Genomic DNA, 13154 nt, shown 5'->3' on the forward strand with positions numbered 1-13154 from the left:
CGATCTCAGCCCGCGAGGACGAGCTTCAGCTGCTCGACCGCCCAGTCCAGCTCGGTCGCGCGGATGACGAGCGGCGGCGCGATGCGGAGCGTCTGCCCGTGCGTGTCCTTCGCGAGAACACCGCGCGCGAGGAGTCGCTCGGCGACCTCACGGCCGGTGCCGACGGCGGGGTCGATGTCGATCCCGGCCCAGAGGCCCGCGATGCGCACCTGGGTGACACCGTGGCCGACGAGCCTCGTCGAGCTTCGCCTCGAGGTGTTCGCCGAGCGCGGCCGCGCGCTTCTGGAACTCACCCGTCTGCAGCATCTCGACGACGCGCGTGCCGACGGCGGCGGCCAGCGGGTTGCCGCCGAAGGTCGACCCGTGCTCGCCGGGACGGATGACGCCGAGGACATCGCGGTCGGCGACGACGGCCGACACCGGGACGATGCCGCCTCCGAGCGCCTTTCCGAGCAGATAGACGTCGGGCACGACTCCCTCGCGGTCGCACGCGAACGTCGTCCCCACGCGGCCGAGACCGGACTGGATCTCGTCGGCGATGAGCAGCACCCCGCGCCGGGTGCAGATCTCGCGCACAGCGCGAAGGTAGCCCTCGGGCGGGATGATGACTCCCGCTTCGCCCTGGATCGGTTCGATGAGCACCGCCGCGGTGTTCTCGTCGATCACGGCCTCGATCGCGGCGGCGTCGCCGTACGGCACGTGCACGAAGCCGCCGCCGTAGGGACCGAAGTCGTCGTGCGAGACGGGGTCGTCGCTGAACCCGACGATCGTGGTGGTTCGCCCGTGGAAGTTGCCGTGAGCGACGACGATCGTCGCGGCATCCGGGGTGATGCCCTTCACGCGATAGCCCCACGCGCGCGCGACCTTGATCCCCGTCTCCACCGCCTCGGCGCCGGTGTTCATCGGCAGGACGAGGTCTTTGCCGCAGAGCTCGGCGAGCGCGGCGGCGAACTCGCCGAGGCGGTCGCTGTGATACGCGCGGCTGGTCAGGGTGACCCGGCCGAGCTGCTCCTGCGCGGCGGCGACGATGGCGGGATGACCGTGCCCGAAGTTCAACGCCGAGTACGCCGAGAGGAGGTCGAGGTAGCGCTTGCCCTCGACGTCGGTGACCCACGCCCCCTCCGCCCGCGAGACCACGACCGGGAGCGGGTGGTAGTTGTGGGCGAGATGCTGCTCCTCCGCGCCGATCACCCGCAGGGTCGCGGTGTCGATCGGCAGCTCGGAGATGCTCATGGCGCGTCCGTCCCGCGACGGAGCTCGAGCGTGCAGCACTTGATGCCACCGCCACCGAGGAGGAGCTCGGACAGGTCGATCTTGATCGGGTTGTAGCCGCGCTCGCGCAGCTGCGCCTCGAACCCGGTCGCCCGCGGCGAGATGATGACGTTGTAGCCGTCGCTGGCCGAGTTCAGCCCGAACACCGCGCCGTCGTCATCCGACACCCGGATCGCGTCGGGGTAACGCTCGGCGAGGATCGCCTGACCGCGCTCGTCGAACGCGTGCTCGAGGTAGGCGATGTTCGCCCGCTCGACCCCGCCCGGGCCCTCCACCGGGTCGAGCACCGCGATCGCGGTGTCGAGGTGGTAGAACCGCGGGTCGATGAGGTTCAGCGAGACGACCTCCCTGCCGAAGACCTCCCCCACTTCGCGGTGGCTGTCACCGGTGGAGCGGAAGCCGGTGCCCGCGAGGATGGTGTCGCCCACGAGCAGGAAGTCGCCCTCGCCCTCGTTGACCTCACGGGGCACGACGACGTCATATCCGTTGTCGCGGAACCAGTCCATGAACGCCGGTCCCTCGGGCACCCGCTCGTCGAAGCGGAACTTCGCGCCGTAGGCGATGCCGTCGATGAGGAATCCGCCGTTGGCGGTGTAGACCATGTCGGGGAGCCCGTCGATGGGGTCGATGAGCTCCACCTCGTGGCCGAGCTGGAGGTAGGCGTCGTAGAGCGCCTGCCACTGCCGGACCGCCTTGGCGGTGTCGGTGGGGTTCGCCGGCTCCATCCAGGGGTTGATGGTGTAGCTCACGGTGAAGAACTCGGGCCGGCACATGAGGTAGCGGCGGTGCTGCGCGATGCGCCCTGTGGAGCTCGCGGTGGCGGCGGAAGCCTCGACGGTCGGCGCGGTGTTCTGAGTGGACATCGGTCTCCTTGCGAAGGTGCGGCGGACGCTGTCCAGAGGCCCGGCGGGGCTTCGAAGCCGTCGACCCGGGCACGCCGGGACCATTGTGCCACGGCGCCCTTGCGGGCACCTGTGGCGCCGCGCTCTCACTCGGGGAGGACCACGACCTTCCCCACCGTGTGCCCGGCGTCGACGTGGGCGATCGCCGCTCCGGCGTCACTCAGGGGGTAGGTCTTCTCGATGACCGGACGGATGACGCCGGCCGCCGTCATCCTCACGAGCTCCGCCGTCACCGGGGTCTTCGTCAGCGCCGTGACCGAGCGGAATCGCCGCGCGCGGCGGCTGAGGAAGAGCGAGCGGATGATGCGGGGGAACGGACCCCAGAAGGGGTGACCGTCGCCTCCGACGAGGGCGACGGTGCCGCCGTCGCGGAGGCGGTCGCGGAGCACCTCGAGCGGCGGCTCGCCGGCGATGTCGACGACGGCGTCGAAGGCGGCGGCGGGAAGAGAGGCGATGTCGTGGGTGCGGTAATCGAATGTGTGCAGGACCCCCTGATCTCGGAGGACCTCCTCGGCCCGTGCGCCGCAGGTGGCCCACACCTCTGCGCCGCGCGCGACGGCGAGCGCCGCGGTGAGTGTGCCGACCCCACCTCCGGCCCCGACGAGCAGCACGGTGGATCCCTTGGCGACCCGGCAGGTGTCGAGGATGGTCGCAGCGGTGTTCCCCGCCACCGGGAGGGTCGCGGCGATGACGGGGTCCAGCCCGGCCGGAACCGGGGTGAGGCGCGCCGCCTTCACTCTGACGAACTCGGCGAGCGTCTCGTCGCCGGCCCCCACCACGAGGTCGCCGACGGCGAGCCCCTCGACGTCGGTGCCGAGCACGACGACCGTGCCGGCGACATCCATTCCTCGCCCCCGGGTCCGCGGGCGTCGGAGCCCGAAGAAGAGCCGGACCATGCGCGGCTCGCCGCGCATGAGGTGGATGTCGCCGGAATTCAGCGAGACGGCGGCGACCCGCAGCAGCACCTCCTTCTTGCCCGGAGATGGGACGGGGACGGTCTCGGCATGGACGACGGCGGCCGGGCCGTAGGCGTGCTGGCGCCAGGCCGTCATGGTCTGCGGGATCGTGTGGGTGGTCATGTCAGTCCTCCGGCGAGTCGGGATAGTGGAAGAGGTCGTCGAGGCGGGCGTCGAAGACGCGGGCGAGTTGGAAAGCGAGCTCGAGCGTCGGGGAGTACCGTCCCTGCTCGATGGCGATGAGGGTCTGGCGCGTGACGCCCACGCGGCGGGCGACCTCGGCCTGTGTCATCCCTGCCGCCTCTCGGACGGAGCGGATGGAGTTGGTGACCTTCGTGGGGCGGACCATCACTGGAAGCCCCTCCGGTACGCACCGAGCCGAGCCATGCTGCCGAGCGCAGCAGAGAGGAAGAACCCCAGGAACAGCGTGTTGCCGATCCAGAACCAGGGCGCCTCGACCATGGCGAGGATCAGGGCGCCGATGCCGCCGATCGCGAGGAAGCTCTGCCCCACCCGCTCGCCGAACCATTCGATCTCGCGGTCGCGCTGATCGGCGGTGTGCTCGAGCTCGGGATCCCGCATGCGCGCGACGATCCCCCACACGATGCTGAACACGATCGACAGCACGATCGCGCCGGCGATCGTCCAGATCATCGGCCATACCCAGTCGATGTCGGCGACCGGCGTCGTGAACAGCTGCGGGGCGACGAGGGCGAGGTACACCACCAACCCGATGACGCTCGCGACGAGCTGGGCCCAGATCGTTCTCTCCATGTACGCCATGGCGACCTCCGATGTCAAAGATTCTTGACACTCACCGTAGGGCGGTCTCTGGCCTCGTGTCAAGAATCTTTTACATCGCGGCGCCGCGGCGCGGCGCAGACCTGCACAACTCCTCCGAAACGGCGCCGCGGGCCTCGGGCGACGGCGGTTTCCGGCCGGTTCGGCCCGGAATCTGAGGAGTTACGCCGCTGGCGCCGTCCCCAACCCCTGCAGAATCGCCGCGATTGGCGTCATTCGCCGCAACGGGGCCACACCGACACCCGATCTGCAGGAGTTGGGAACAGCGCGGCCGCCGGAGGGACTCAGATGACCTCGGACGACCAGGGATCGGGGTTGCCGAAGCGGTGCGCGGTGATGGTCACCGATTGCTCGCGCAGGAACGGCAGCAGCTCGATCCGGCCCGCCGTGGTGACCTCGCCGGCGTAGACGGCGACGTCGGGATCGCCCGACAGGGCATCGGCGAGCGCGGCGTGCGCCGCCGCGACGGATGCCGGCGGCCCGACCAGCCGCACGCGCGCGGGGCGCGCCTCGGCCGTCCGTGCCTCGAACTCCTCATCGCTCTCGACGAACACTGACACCTGCTCCTCGCCGAGCACGCGGCGGACCCCCGCCGGCATTCCCACCGGCGCACTGACGGTGACCTCCGACCCGGCGCGAAGCGCCGCGACGATCACGCGCAGGAGCGCCTGCCACGGGGCGTCCCCGGTCGCCCGGATGGCGACACCGACGGGGCGGTATCGGAAGAGGTTCCGCTCCACGCCCAGCTGCGACACGTCTTTCACCCGGCCGAACTCGCGGTCCCACGAGATCGCGTCCGACAGCGCACCGCGGCGGAGCCACTCGAAAGCCTGGTAGTCCAGCGTCGGCTGCGCCGCCTCGATGAGCGTCGTGATGCGCGAGTCGAGCCCCCGCAGGTGCAGCGTCGCCGAGGGCGGCGACCCGGTCGACGGCCGCCACGTTCCGAGCCCGATGAGGTAGTTCGGCCCTCCCGCCTTGGCACCGGCCCCCACCGACGAGCGCTTCCATCCGCCGAAGGGCTGACGCTGCACGATCGCTCCGGTGATGCCGCGATTGACGTACAGGTTGCCGGCCTCGACCCGGTCGAGCCACACCGCCAGATCGTCGGGATTCTGGGTGTACAGCCCCGCGGTCAGGCCGTAGTCGACCGCGTTCTGCAGCTCGATGGCCTCCGTGGGCGAGTGGGCGTGCATGACGCCGAGCACGGGCCCGAAGAACTCCTCGCGGTGAAACCGCGACCCGCGCTTGACCCCGGTGCGGATGCCCGGCCGCCAAAGGCGCCCCTCGTACTCGTCCGACCCGTCGAGCGCGCGCGGCGCGACGAGCCACTTCTCCCCCTCATCGAGGGTGGTGAGAGCCCATTCGAGCTTCCCCTGGGGCGCCTCGATCACGGGGCCGACCTCGGCCAGGGGGTCGGTGGGCGGCGCGACGCGCAGCGACGTCGTGGCGTCGACCAGCTGCCGCAGGAATCGCTGCGAGCGCGCCACCGGCCCCACGAGGATCACCAGCGACGCCGCGGAGCACTTCTGCCCCGCATGCCCGAAGGCGCTCTTGACCACATCGGATGCCGCGAGGTCGAGGTCAGCCGACGGCATGACGATCATCGCGTTCTTGCCGCTGGTCTCGGCCAGAAGCGGCAGATCGGGCCGCCAAGACCGGAAGAGGGCGGCGGTGTCCCAGGAGCCTGTGAGGATGACGCGGTCGACGCCCTCGTGCGCGATGAGGCGCTGCCCGAGCTCCCCCTCCTCGATGTCGACGAGGGCGAGCACCTCGCGGGGCACCCCCGCGTCCCACAGGGCCTCGGCGACCACGGCGGCGCAGCGGCGCGCCTGCGGCGCGGGCTTGAAGACCACGCCCGACCCCGCGGCGAGTGCGGCGAGCACACCGCCGGCGGGGATCGCGACGGGGAAGTTCCACGGCGGCGCGACCACCGTCAGTCGCGCCGGCACGAACACCGCACCGCTGACCCGGTCGAGTTCGCGGGCGGTGGCGGCGTAGTAATGGGCGAAGTCGATCGCCTCGCTGACTTCGACGTCGGCCTCGGCGAAGACCTTGCCCGTCTCCGAGGCGGCGACCTCGATCAGTTCGGCACGCCGAGCCTCGAGCGCCCGGCCGGCCGCGGCGAGCACCTCGGCACGATCGGCGGCCGCCCGAGCACCCCAGGCCTCTGCCGCGGACCGCACCTCATCGACCACGGCGTCGACCTCCGCGGCGTCGGCGAGTCGTGCTGCGGCGATCGTGTCGACCCCCGCCTGCGATCCCGAGACGCGGCCGAGGATCTCGCGCGCCCACGCACGGTTGGCGGGAAGCGCAGGGTCGGAGTCCGGAGCGTTCGCGAATCCGGGCGCGCCGAGGGCGGCGGGCCCCGACTCGCGTGCCGCGTACACCGCAGTCTCGACGATCTCCTGGCCACCGAAGAGGATGCCGCCGACCTCCGGCGCGATCGGCATGGTCTCGCCTGGATCGACCGAGGCCGAGCGGGCGATCCCGAGCACTTCGCGGGTGAGCCCGTCGTCATCGGCGTCGGGAATGGGCCTGAGCAGGGCGCCGCGGGCGGCATCCACCCTGCTCTTGCCGCCCTGCCCGGCACCGGCACCGCGATCCTGCGTCCGGTTCGGACCCGTCGGCAATTCCGCGTCGGCCGCCCGCGCGACCGAGGCGAGGAAGCGATCGCGCTCGCGCTCGAACAGGGCCGGGTCGTCGGCGAGATCGAACGCCGCAGAGAGGAAGTTCTCGCTGGAGGCGTTCTCCTCCAGCCGGCGGACGAGATAGCTGATGGCGACGTCGAACTCGTCCGGAGCGACGACCGGCACGTAGAGCAGCACCGGGCCGACCTCGCGCGAGACCGCCTCGACCTGCCCCTCGGCCATGCCCAGGAGCATCTCGAACTCCACCCGGTCGCGCACCCCGCGGTCACCGGCGAGCAGCCACGCGTAGGCGATGTCGAAGAGGTTGTGTCCCGCGACGCCGATCCGCACGGCGCCGGCGTTCTCCTCGCGCAGCGCCTCGTCCAGGCAGCGCAGGTAGTTGGCGTCGCTGTCGAGCTTCGAGCCGTAGGTCGCCAGCTCCCAGCCGTGCATCACCGCGTCGACCCGCTCCATGGCCAGGTTCGCGCCCTTCACCAAGCGCACCTTGATGCCCGCACCTCCCCCGCGCACGCGCGCTCGCGCCCACGCCGTGAGCTCCTGAAGCGCCGGAAGCGCGTCGGGGAGGTAGGCCTGCAGCACGATCCCCGCGTCGAGGTCGGCCAGGCGTGGATCCTCGAGGATGCGGGTGAACACAGCGATGGTGAGATCGAGGTCGCGGTACTCCTCCATGTCGAGGTTGATGAACGTCCCGTCCGAAGCCGCCGACAGGTAGAGGGGCATGAGCCGGTCGACGACCTTGTCGACGACCTCGTCGAAGGCCCACATCGAGATGTGGCTCGCGATCGCCGACACTTTCACCGAGACGTAGTCGACATCGGGGCGGCGGATCAGGTCGTGGATCCCGTCGAGTCGGCGCAGCGCCTCGTCCTCGCCGAGGACCGCCTCGCCCAGCAGATTCAGGTTCAGCCGCGCACCGGCTGCGCGCAGTTCGGCGATGGCGGGGCCGAGCTTCTTGGGCCGCGCGTCGACGATGAGGTGTCGCACCATCTCGCGAAGCGCACGTCGCGCGAGGGGCACCACCGGCGTCGGCAGCACCGGAGCGACCGCGCCGCCGACCTGCACCGCTCCGCGCAGGTACCACGGGAGGAAGTCCGGCACGAGCGGCGCGACCCGGTGAAGCTGGGATGCCGCGGCACCGAGGCTCTCCGGACGCATGACGCCGTCCACGAACCCGATCGTGAAGGGCAGACCGTTCGGGTCCTTCAGGACACCGGCGAGGCGGGCGGCGGAGGGGTCGACGTCGACCTGGGCGCTCTCGGTGATCCACCGCTGCGCGAGTTCCACGGCGCTCTCGGCGAGATCGTCGCCGGATGCCGCCAGGTCGGTATCGCCCCGAGAGAGGTCGGTCACCATGGCATACAGACTAGATCGCGATCACGCCCCCGATGCGCCGGCATCGCGGCGGTCCGTGCGCGTGTCGATCCGATCCCCTCGGTCACCGTCTCCGGCGTCGATGCGGGGGCCGTCGTGCTGGTCGTGTCGCCGGTCGGCGATCGGCGCCCGCTCGTCTCCCGCGCGCTCGGCGGGCGGCCTCCGATCACGGTCGGACACGAGCGGGTCGATCTCATCGGCCTTGGCCAGAGTCTCCTCGTACTCGGCTCGGCGCTTGGCGGCATCTTCTTCATGCTCGGCGATATCGCCCTGTCGCCGGCGGGCTTCGACCTCCGCGCGCGCGGCCTCGGCCTTCGCGCGCTCGGCGTCGGCGGCCGCTGCCGCGGCGTCAGCGCGAGCGCGCGCCGCTTCGGCGTCGCGTTCCTGCGCCGCGATCTCGGCCTCACGCGCCTTCTCGCGGATCTCCTCCGCACGGCGATGCTGCGCCTCGCGGTGGGCGGTCGACCGCCGGCGGGCGACGAGACCGATGACGATCCCCGCGATGACGAGCACCACGACGACAGCGACGATGACCCAGATGAGAGTAGTTGTGTCCACCCTCTTACCGAACCGTGCCCGGCGGTTGCGCGGAAGGCGCTTGTGGACCGCCCGGCCCTGCGGTAGGAGGATTTGTGTCTACCATGGACGCTGCGCGGATTGTGGCGTCGCTTCGGGCGGACTCTTCTCGCAAGGGAAGGCACCGGTGAACACCACCCCATTCACCCCGACGGACAGCGCGTGGGGCCCGGACGAGAATCAGCGACTCCTCGAATGCTCCACAGAGCCCCTCGCCACCCCCGGTCGCATCCAGTCGTTCGGAACCCTCCTCGCCGTCGATGCGCAGACGCACACCGTCGTGGTCACCAGCGAGGACGCCGTCGACGCCCTCGGGCTCACCATCACGGAGATCGGCGATGACAGGCTCCGCGACGCCTACGCCCGCGGCGTCGCCGTCGACCCGATCCGGGTCAGCTTCAACGGCGTCGAACACGACGCCATCGTGCACCGTGGCGCGGACCCGGTCATCATCGAGCTCGAACGAACCGCTCCTGACCTCGAATACATGCGCACCGGCGTCGTCACCGCCATCCAGCGCCTTGCGGGCCTCGTCGACGCGACCGAGCTGCGGCAGCGAGCCGCCGCAGAGATCAAGGCCATCACGGGCTTCGACCGGGTGATGTGCTACGACTTCTTCGACGACGGCCACGGCGAGATCGTCGCGGACGAGCGCGAACCCGACATGGAGCCGTACCTGGGTCTGCACTTCCCGGCATCCGACATCCCGCCGCAGGCGCGCGCCCTCTACCTGCAGAAGCGATCGCGGGCGATCGTCGACACCCGCGACGACGGCAAGGCGCTGGTCACCCTCCTGCCCGAGCTCGGACCCCTCGACCTGACCACCACCGAGCTGCGCGCCGTCTCGCCGCACCACCTGCAGTTCATGCGCAACATGGGCCAGGCCGCCACCGTGTCGTTCGCACTCGTCGCCGACGACCGGCTCGTCGGCATGTTCACCTGCGCGCACCGCACCGTGCGGCGCGTGCCGGTCCTACTCCGACGGTCGCTGGAGGTGCTGGCGAGCCAGGTCACCATGCAGCTCACCGCCGCCCGTCAGATCGGGGAGCTTCGTCGCCAACTGACGGCCCGCGAGCGCCGGTCGGCGGTCGTCGCGCCGCTGTATGGAGCACTCGACGTGCACGCGGCGCTTCTGGACGGGCCGAGGACCGTGCTCGACGCGGTGCCGGCCGATGGGGCGTACCTGCGCCTGGGCGGCGTGGCCCGCACGATCGGCGACGTGCCCGAGCCGGAGCTGCTCGGCGCGGTCGTCGACGACCTCGGCACCGCGCCGTTCAGCTCCGAGGCCCTGCCCATCGAGCGTCCCGAGCTCGCCGTCGAGATTCCCGGCGTCGCCGGGATCCTCGTCGTCTCCCTCGGTGAGCCCGGCGACTGCCTCGTCTTCGTCCGCGGCGAGGTGACGCGCGAAGTGAACTGGCTGGGTGACCAGACCGCCGACAACCGCGACCACCCCCTCTCGCCGCGCCGGTCGTTCTCGGCGTGGAAGGAGAGCGTCACCGGGCGCAGCCTCCCCTGGGGCGACCTGGTGAAGGATGCCGAGGACCTCGCCCTCGACATCCGCGCCGCCATCGAGCGGCGAAACGAGGCGGAACTGGCCGAGCTGGCGTTCCACGACCCGCTCACGGGTCTTCAGAACCGCCGATTCCTCGACGACCGGCTCGAGGAGCTCCTGCGCGAGACGGAGAACGGCGTCGCGATGATCTTCGTCGACCTCGACGACTTCAAAGCGGTCAACGACACCCACGGGCACGAGGTCGGCGATGCGGTGCTGGTGGCCGTGAGCAAGCGCCTCACGCACAGCGCCCGGTCCGAGGACGTCATCGTCCGTTTCGGCGGCGACGAGTTCATCCTCATCTGCCGTGACGTCGACGAGGCCGACGCGCACACGATCGCCGAGCGAGCGCTCCTGGCCCTCACGGAGCCGGTCGTGGTCGAGGACCTGTCGATCCGGATCACGGCATCGGCCGGCGTCGTCGCGGCAGCCGAGCAGCCGACCTCGTCCCAACTGCTCGAAGCCGCCGATGCGGCCATGTACCGGGCGAAGCGCGCCGGACGCGGTCGCGTCTCCCGCTGAACCGGCGCGCCCGCGCCGGGGGCGAGCTCAGGCGCCCGGTTCGGGCAGAAGCCGCAGACCACCGGGGGAGTTGGCGGAGTCGACGAGGTCCTGCAGCCAGGCCTTGTTGATCTCGGGCATAGGCCCGTCGTACTCGAACCGGAGAGTGCTCGCCGGCGAGATCCACAGCGCCTGACGCCGGTTGGTGTTGTCGTCGATCACGGCCAGCGACGTGCTCTCGCGTCGGCGGAGCTTGGCCACGATCACGAGTTCGAGGTGCGCGAGAGTGCGGTCATCGATCGGAACGGCGACCGAAGGCGCGCCATAGTGCAAGGTACCCATCGTTGTCGATCCTACGGTCGTCGTGGCGCGTTCGGCGTACTCTGGTCCGATGGCCATTGTGAACCGACTCACCGTCGACGGGCGTGACTACTTCCTTCCCGACCCGGTCACCGAACTCAAGGGCAAGATCCTCGACGCCATCAAGGCCGGGGGCGGCTACGTGAACATCCCGCCGCTGCGCGGGGGTCCGGGCATCGACATCCTCTTCTCCCCCGGCATGCCCGTCACGTGGACGCAGATCGACGTTCCGTCCGACCAGGCACACGGCAACGCCCACGACGACACCGACATGGTGATCGACGACTACAGCGGCATCTGAGGCCCGACACGACGGCCCGGGCTGCTCAAGCCGACAGCAGGGCGGCCAACTCGGCGGCGGGCATCGGCCTGCCGAGAAGGAACCCCTGGCCCCGGTCGCACCCGCGGCGCCGCGCGCGCTCGAGGTCATCCGGGGTCTCGATCCCCTCGGCGACGACGGTCCATCCGTTGCGCCGGGCCTGCTCGACCACGGCGGCGACCGCCTCATCGGCGTCCGCATCGTCTCGCTGCGTCAGCGAGCGGTCGATCTTGACCTCGGTGAGCGGCAGCGCGTCGAGCATCGGGGTGGTGGTGTCGCCGGCGCCGAGGTCGTCGATCGACAGGCCGAGACCGGCAGCACGCGCCTGCTCGAGCACGGCGAGCACGCTCGGCAGCAGTTGCGGCGCGGGCGACTCGGTGATCTCGATCGTCAGACTCCCCGCCGACAGGCCGAGCTCGCCGGCGCGCCGGGCGACGGTGTCGACCCACGCGGCCGAGAACTCCGACGGCGAGGCGTTCACCGACAGGCCGAGTTCATGGCCGGCACGCTGCCATGCGGCGACCTGCCTGCCGGCGCGCGTAAGGACGGCGGCACCGAGGTCGGCGATGATGCCGTGGGTCTCGGCGAGGGGGATGAAATGCACGGGCGAAATCGTGCCGAATCGAGGATGATGCCAGCGGCAGAGCGCTTCCACCGCGACGGGGCGCGCCGGCTGGCCGGACCCGTCGAGGTCGAAGAGCGGCTGGAACTCTATCGAGAGTCCGCCGGCGGGCACGGCCGCGCGCAACTCGGTGGCGAGGGTTGCACAGGGGTCCATGTCTCTCAGGCTCACAAGGATGCCTGGTTCGGGCAACACCAGACAAACGGGCGACGCGTGCATATAATGCCACGCCTCGGCGGATCACGCCGATCAGATCACCACGGGCCCGCGGCAGATTACGCTGGTCACGATGGGAACTCTGACCTACGACTCCAAACTGACCGTCGCGCTGGACGACCGCGTCCTGGCGCACCTGCAGGCCGTGGTGTGGTCGAAGCTTCGCCGCGGCGAGCAGTTCTCCTTCACCTGGACCGATCCCACCCGCAACGGCATGGGACGCACCTCGGTGTGGCTCAGCCCGAACATCCCCGTGGCGTTCGAGTACTTCGGCAGTCGCATGCCTAAGCTCAACCCCGCATGGCTGGAAGCACTGTCCAAGTCGGCGAACTCCCCGGGCGGACTGATGATCGTCCCCGAACCCGAGGAGTAGGCCGGCTCAGCTCCAGTCGCTGGGTGCCGGCTGGCGGGTGGAGGGCAGAGCGGATGCCGCGGCCCAATCGTGCACCCAGGCCTCCACGTCCGGCATCCCCTCGGGGCGTCCGACCGCCGCGAACAGCTCCTCGTGGGGGAGGGTGCCGCCCGACCGCCTCAGCATCCGGATGCGGATGATCGCCCGCGCGTAGATCTCGCCGCCCACCAGAGCCCGGTGCTCGAGGTACAGTGCGCGGTCGTCGTGTCCGAGCATCCTGGTCTGCAGTTCGAAGCGCTGCCAGAGCTGCAGCGACTTGCGGAAGGTGATGGTCTCGCTCGAGACCACCCCGTACCACCCGTGCCGGCGCATCGCGTCGACCATCCCGGTGCGCACCAGAAGGTCCCAGCGTCCGAGGTCGAACAGCGACAGGTACCGACCGTTGTTCATGTGGCGGAGCACGTCGATATCGGTCGGCAGGGTCGTCAGGCGGATGCGCCCGACGTCCTGGAACGTCAGCCACCCCTCACGGCGGAGGCGCAGTCGCGCGAGGAGGTGGACGAGCAGGGTGCGCCAGAGGACGTTCACGGTCTCGGATGGTAGCCAGGAACGGTGATTCCGCCGATTCGATTGTGCGGGATCGACAGTTTTCCCGCGGCTGCGGGCTCGATTTCGCGACGTCGGAACCCGCGCGTAGAGTCTGGCC

General features: G+C 70.6%; 12 protein-coding genes and 1 pseudogene. 3 read left to right on the forward strand and 10 right to left on the reverse strand.

Annotation, left to right across the window (positions count from 1 at the left end; all coding sequences use genetic code 11):
• Nucleotides 1-5: 5 nt before the first annotated feature.
• The 7 genes and pseudogenes from rocD to QSU92_RS06020 form a co-directional block, all read right to left on the reverse strand.
• Nucleotides 6-1233 (reverse strand): annotated as a pseudogene (gene rocD / locus QSU92_RS05990) (ornithine--oxo-acid transaminase).
• Complete coding sequence (gene ddaH / locus QSU92_RS05995) at nt 1230-2135, reverse strand: dimethylargininase (RefSeq protein ID WP_333783451.1); 906 nt, start codon at nt 2133-2135, stop codon at nt 1230-1232. Before ddaH ends, rocD begins: the two are co-directional and overlap by 4 nt.
• Nucleotides 2136-2260: 125 nt before the next feature.
• Nucleotides 2261-3253, reverse strand: coding sequence for an NAD(P)-dependent alcohol dehydrogenase (locus QSU92_RS06000; protein ID WP_289265264.1), 993 nt, complete (start codon nt 3251-3253; stop codon nt 2261-2263).
• A gap of 1 nt (nt 3254) precedes the next feature.
• On the reverse strand, nt 3255-3479 hold the full coding sequence (locus QSU92_RS06005) for a helix-turn-helix transcriptional regulator (protein WP_289265265.1): 225 nt from the start codon (nt 3477-3479) through the stop codon (nt 3255-3257).
• Complete coding sequence (locus QSU92_RS06010; protein WP_289265266.1) at nt 3479-3904, reverse strand: hypothetical protein; 426 nt, start codon at nt 3902-3904, stop codon at nt 3479-3481. The genes QSU92_RS06005 and QSU92_RS06010 overlap by 1 nt, the downstream gene beginning before the upstream one ends.
• A gap of 311 nt (nt 3905-4215) precedes the next feature.
• The gene (locus tag QSU92_RS06015; protein WP_289265267.1) at nt 4216-7932 is read right to left on the reverse strand and encodes a proline dehydrogenase family protein; all 3717 of its coding nucleotides are present in this window, start codon (nt 7930-7932) and stop codon (nt 4216-4218) included.
• Nucleotides 7933-7953: 21 nt separating this feature from the next.
• Nucleotides 7954-8508 (reverse strand): hypothetical protein, encoded by a 555-nt coding sequence (locus tag QSU92_RS06020; RefSeq protein WP_289265268.1) that lies wholly within the window; start codon nt 8506-8508, stop codon nt 7954-7956.
• Between the two features lie 145 nt (nt 8509-8653).
• On the opposite strand from QSU92_RS06020, the gene QSU92_RS06025 reads away from it, so the two are divergent.
• Nucleotides 8654-10600: a bifunctional diguanylate cyclase/phosphodiesterase gene (locus QSU92_RS06025; protein ID WP_289265269.1), complete on the forward strand. Its 1947-nt coding sequence runs from the start codon at nt 8654-8656 to the stop codon at nt 10598-10600.
• 27 nt (nt 10601-10627) lie between these two features.
• Here the strand turns inward: QSU92_RS06025 and QSU92_RS06030 are convergent, their stop codons facing one another.
• Entirely contained in the window at nt 10628-10921 is a 294-nt protein-coding gene (locus QSU92_RS06030) for a DUF7882 family protein (protein WP_141939845.1), read from the reverse strand.
• 49 nt (nt 10922-10970) lie between these two features.
• On the opposite strand from QSU92_RS06030, the gene QSU92_RS06035 reads away from it, so the two are divergent.
• Complete coding sequence (locus QSU92_RS06035) at nt 10971-11240, forward strand: hypothetical protein (protein ID WP_289265270.1); 270 nt, start codon at nt 10971-10973, stop codon at nt 11238-11240.
• 25 nt (nt 11241-11265) lie between these two features.
• On the opposite strand, the gene QSU92_RS06040 is transcribed toward QSU92_RS06035, so the two are convergent.
• Nucleotides 11266-12036, reverse strand: a complete 771-nt coding sequence (locus tag QSU92_RS06040) for an EAL domain-containing protein (protein ID WP_289265271.1) — start codon at nt 12034-12036, stop codon at nt 11266-11268.
• A gap of 133 nt (nt 12037-12169) precedes the next feature.
• On the opposite strand from QSU92_RS06040, the gene QSU92_RS06045 reads away from it, so the two are divergent.
• Nucleotides 12170-12469, forward strand: a complete 300-nt coding sequence (locus tag QSU92_RS06045) for a DUF7882 family protein (RefSeq protein WP_289265272.1) — start codon at nt 12170-12172, stop codon at nt 12467-12469.
• Nucleotides 12470-12475: 6 nt separating this feature from the next.
• Here QSU92_RS06045 and QSU92_RS06050 read toward each other — a convergent pair whose 3' ends face one another.
• Complete coding sequence (locus tag QSU92_RS06050) at nt 12476-13036, reverse strand: acyl-CoA thioesterase (protein ID WP_289265273.1); 561 nt, start codon at nt 13034-13036, stop codon at nt 12476-12478.
• Nucleotides 13037-13154 lie beyond the last annotated feature (118 nt).

Source organism: Microbacterium sp. ET2, assembly GCF_030347395.1.
Classification (GTDB): Bacteria; Actinomycetota; Actinomycetes; order Actinomycetales; family Microbacteriaceae; genus Microbacterium; species Microbacterium albipurpureum.

What these genes read in the sequence shown, in the direction of transcription:
- QSU92_RS06045 (WP_289265272.1), top strand. Translation starts at nt 12,170, where the DNA reads ATGGGAACTCTGACCTACGACTCCAAACTGACCGTCGCGCTGGACGAC.
- QSU92_RS06040 (WP_289265271.1), bottom strand. Translation starts at nt 12,036, where the DNA reads ATGGACCCCTGTGCAACCCTCGCCACCGAGTTGCGCGCGGCCGTGCCC.
- ddaH (WP_333783451.1), bottom strand. Translation starts at nt 2,135, where the DNA reads ATGTCCACTCAGAACACCGCGCCGACCGTCGAGGCTTCCGCCGCCACC.
- QSU92_RS06005 (WP_289265265.1), bottom strand. Translation starts at nt 3,479, where the DNA reads ATGGTCCGCCCCACGAAGGTCACCAACTCCATCCGCTCCGTCCGAGAG.
- QSU92_RS06000 (WP_289265264.1), bottom strand. Translation starts at nt 3,253, where the DNA reads ATGACCACCCACACGATCCCGCAGACCATGACGGCCTGGCGCCAGCAC.
- QSU92_RS06030 (WP_141939845.1), bottom strand. Translation starts at nt 10,921, where the DNA reads ATGGGTACCTTGCACTATGGCGCGCCTTCGGTCGCCGTTCCGATCGAT.
- QSU92_RS06015 (WP_289265267.1), bottom strand. Translation starts at nt 7,932, where the DNA reads ATGGTGACCGACCTCTCTCGGGGCGATACCGACCTGGCGGCATCCGGC.
- QSU92_RS06035 (WP_289265270.1), top strand. Translation starts at nt 10,971, where the DNA reads ATGGCCATTGTGAACCGACTCACCGTCGACGGGCGTGACTACTTCCTT.
- QSU92_RS06010 (WP_289265266.1), bottom strand. Translation starts at nt 3,904, where the DNA reads ATGGAGAGAACGATCTGGGCCCAGCTCGTCGCGAGCGTCATCGGGTTG.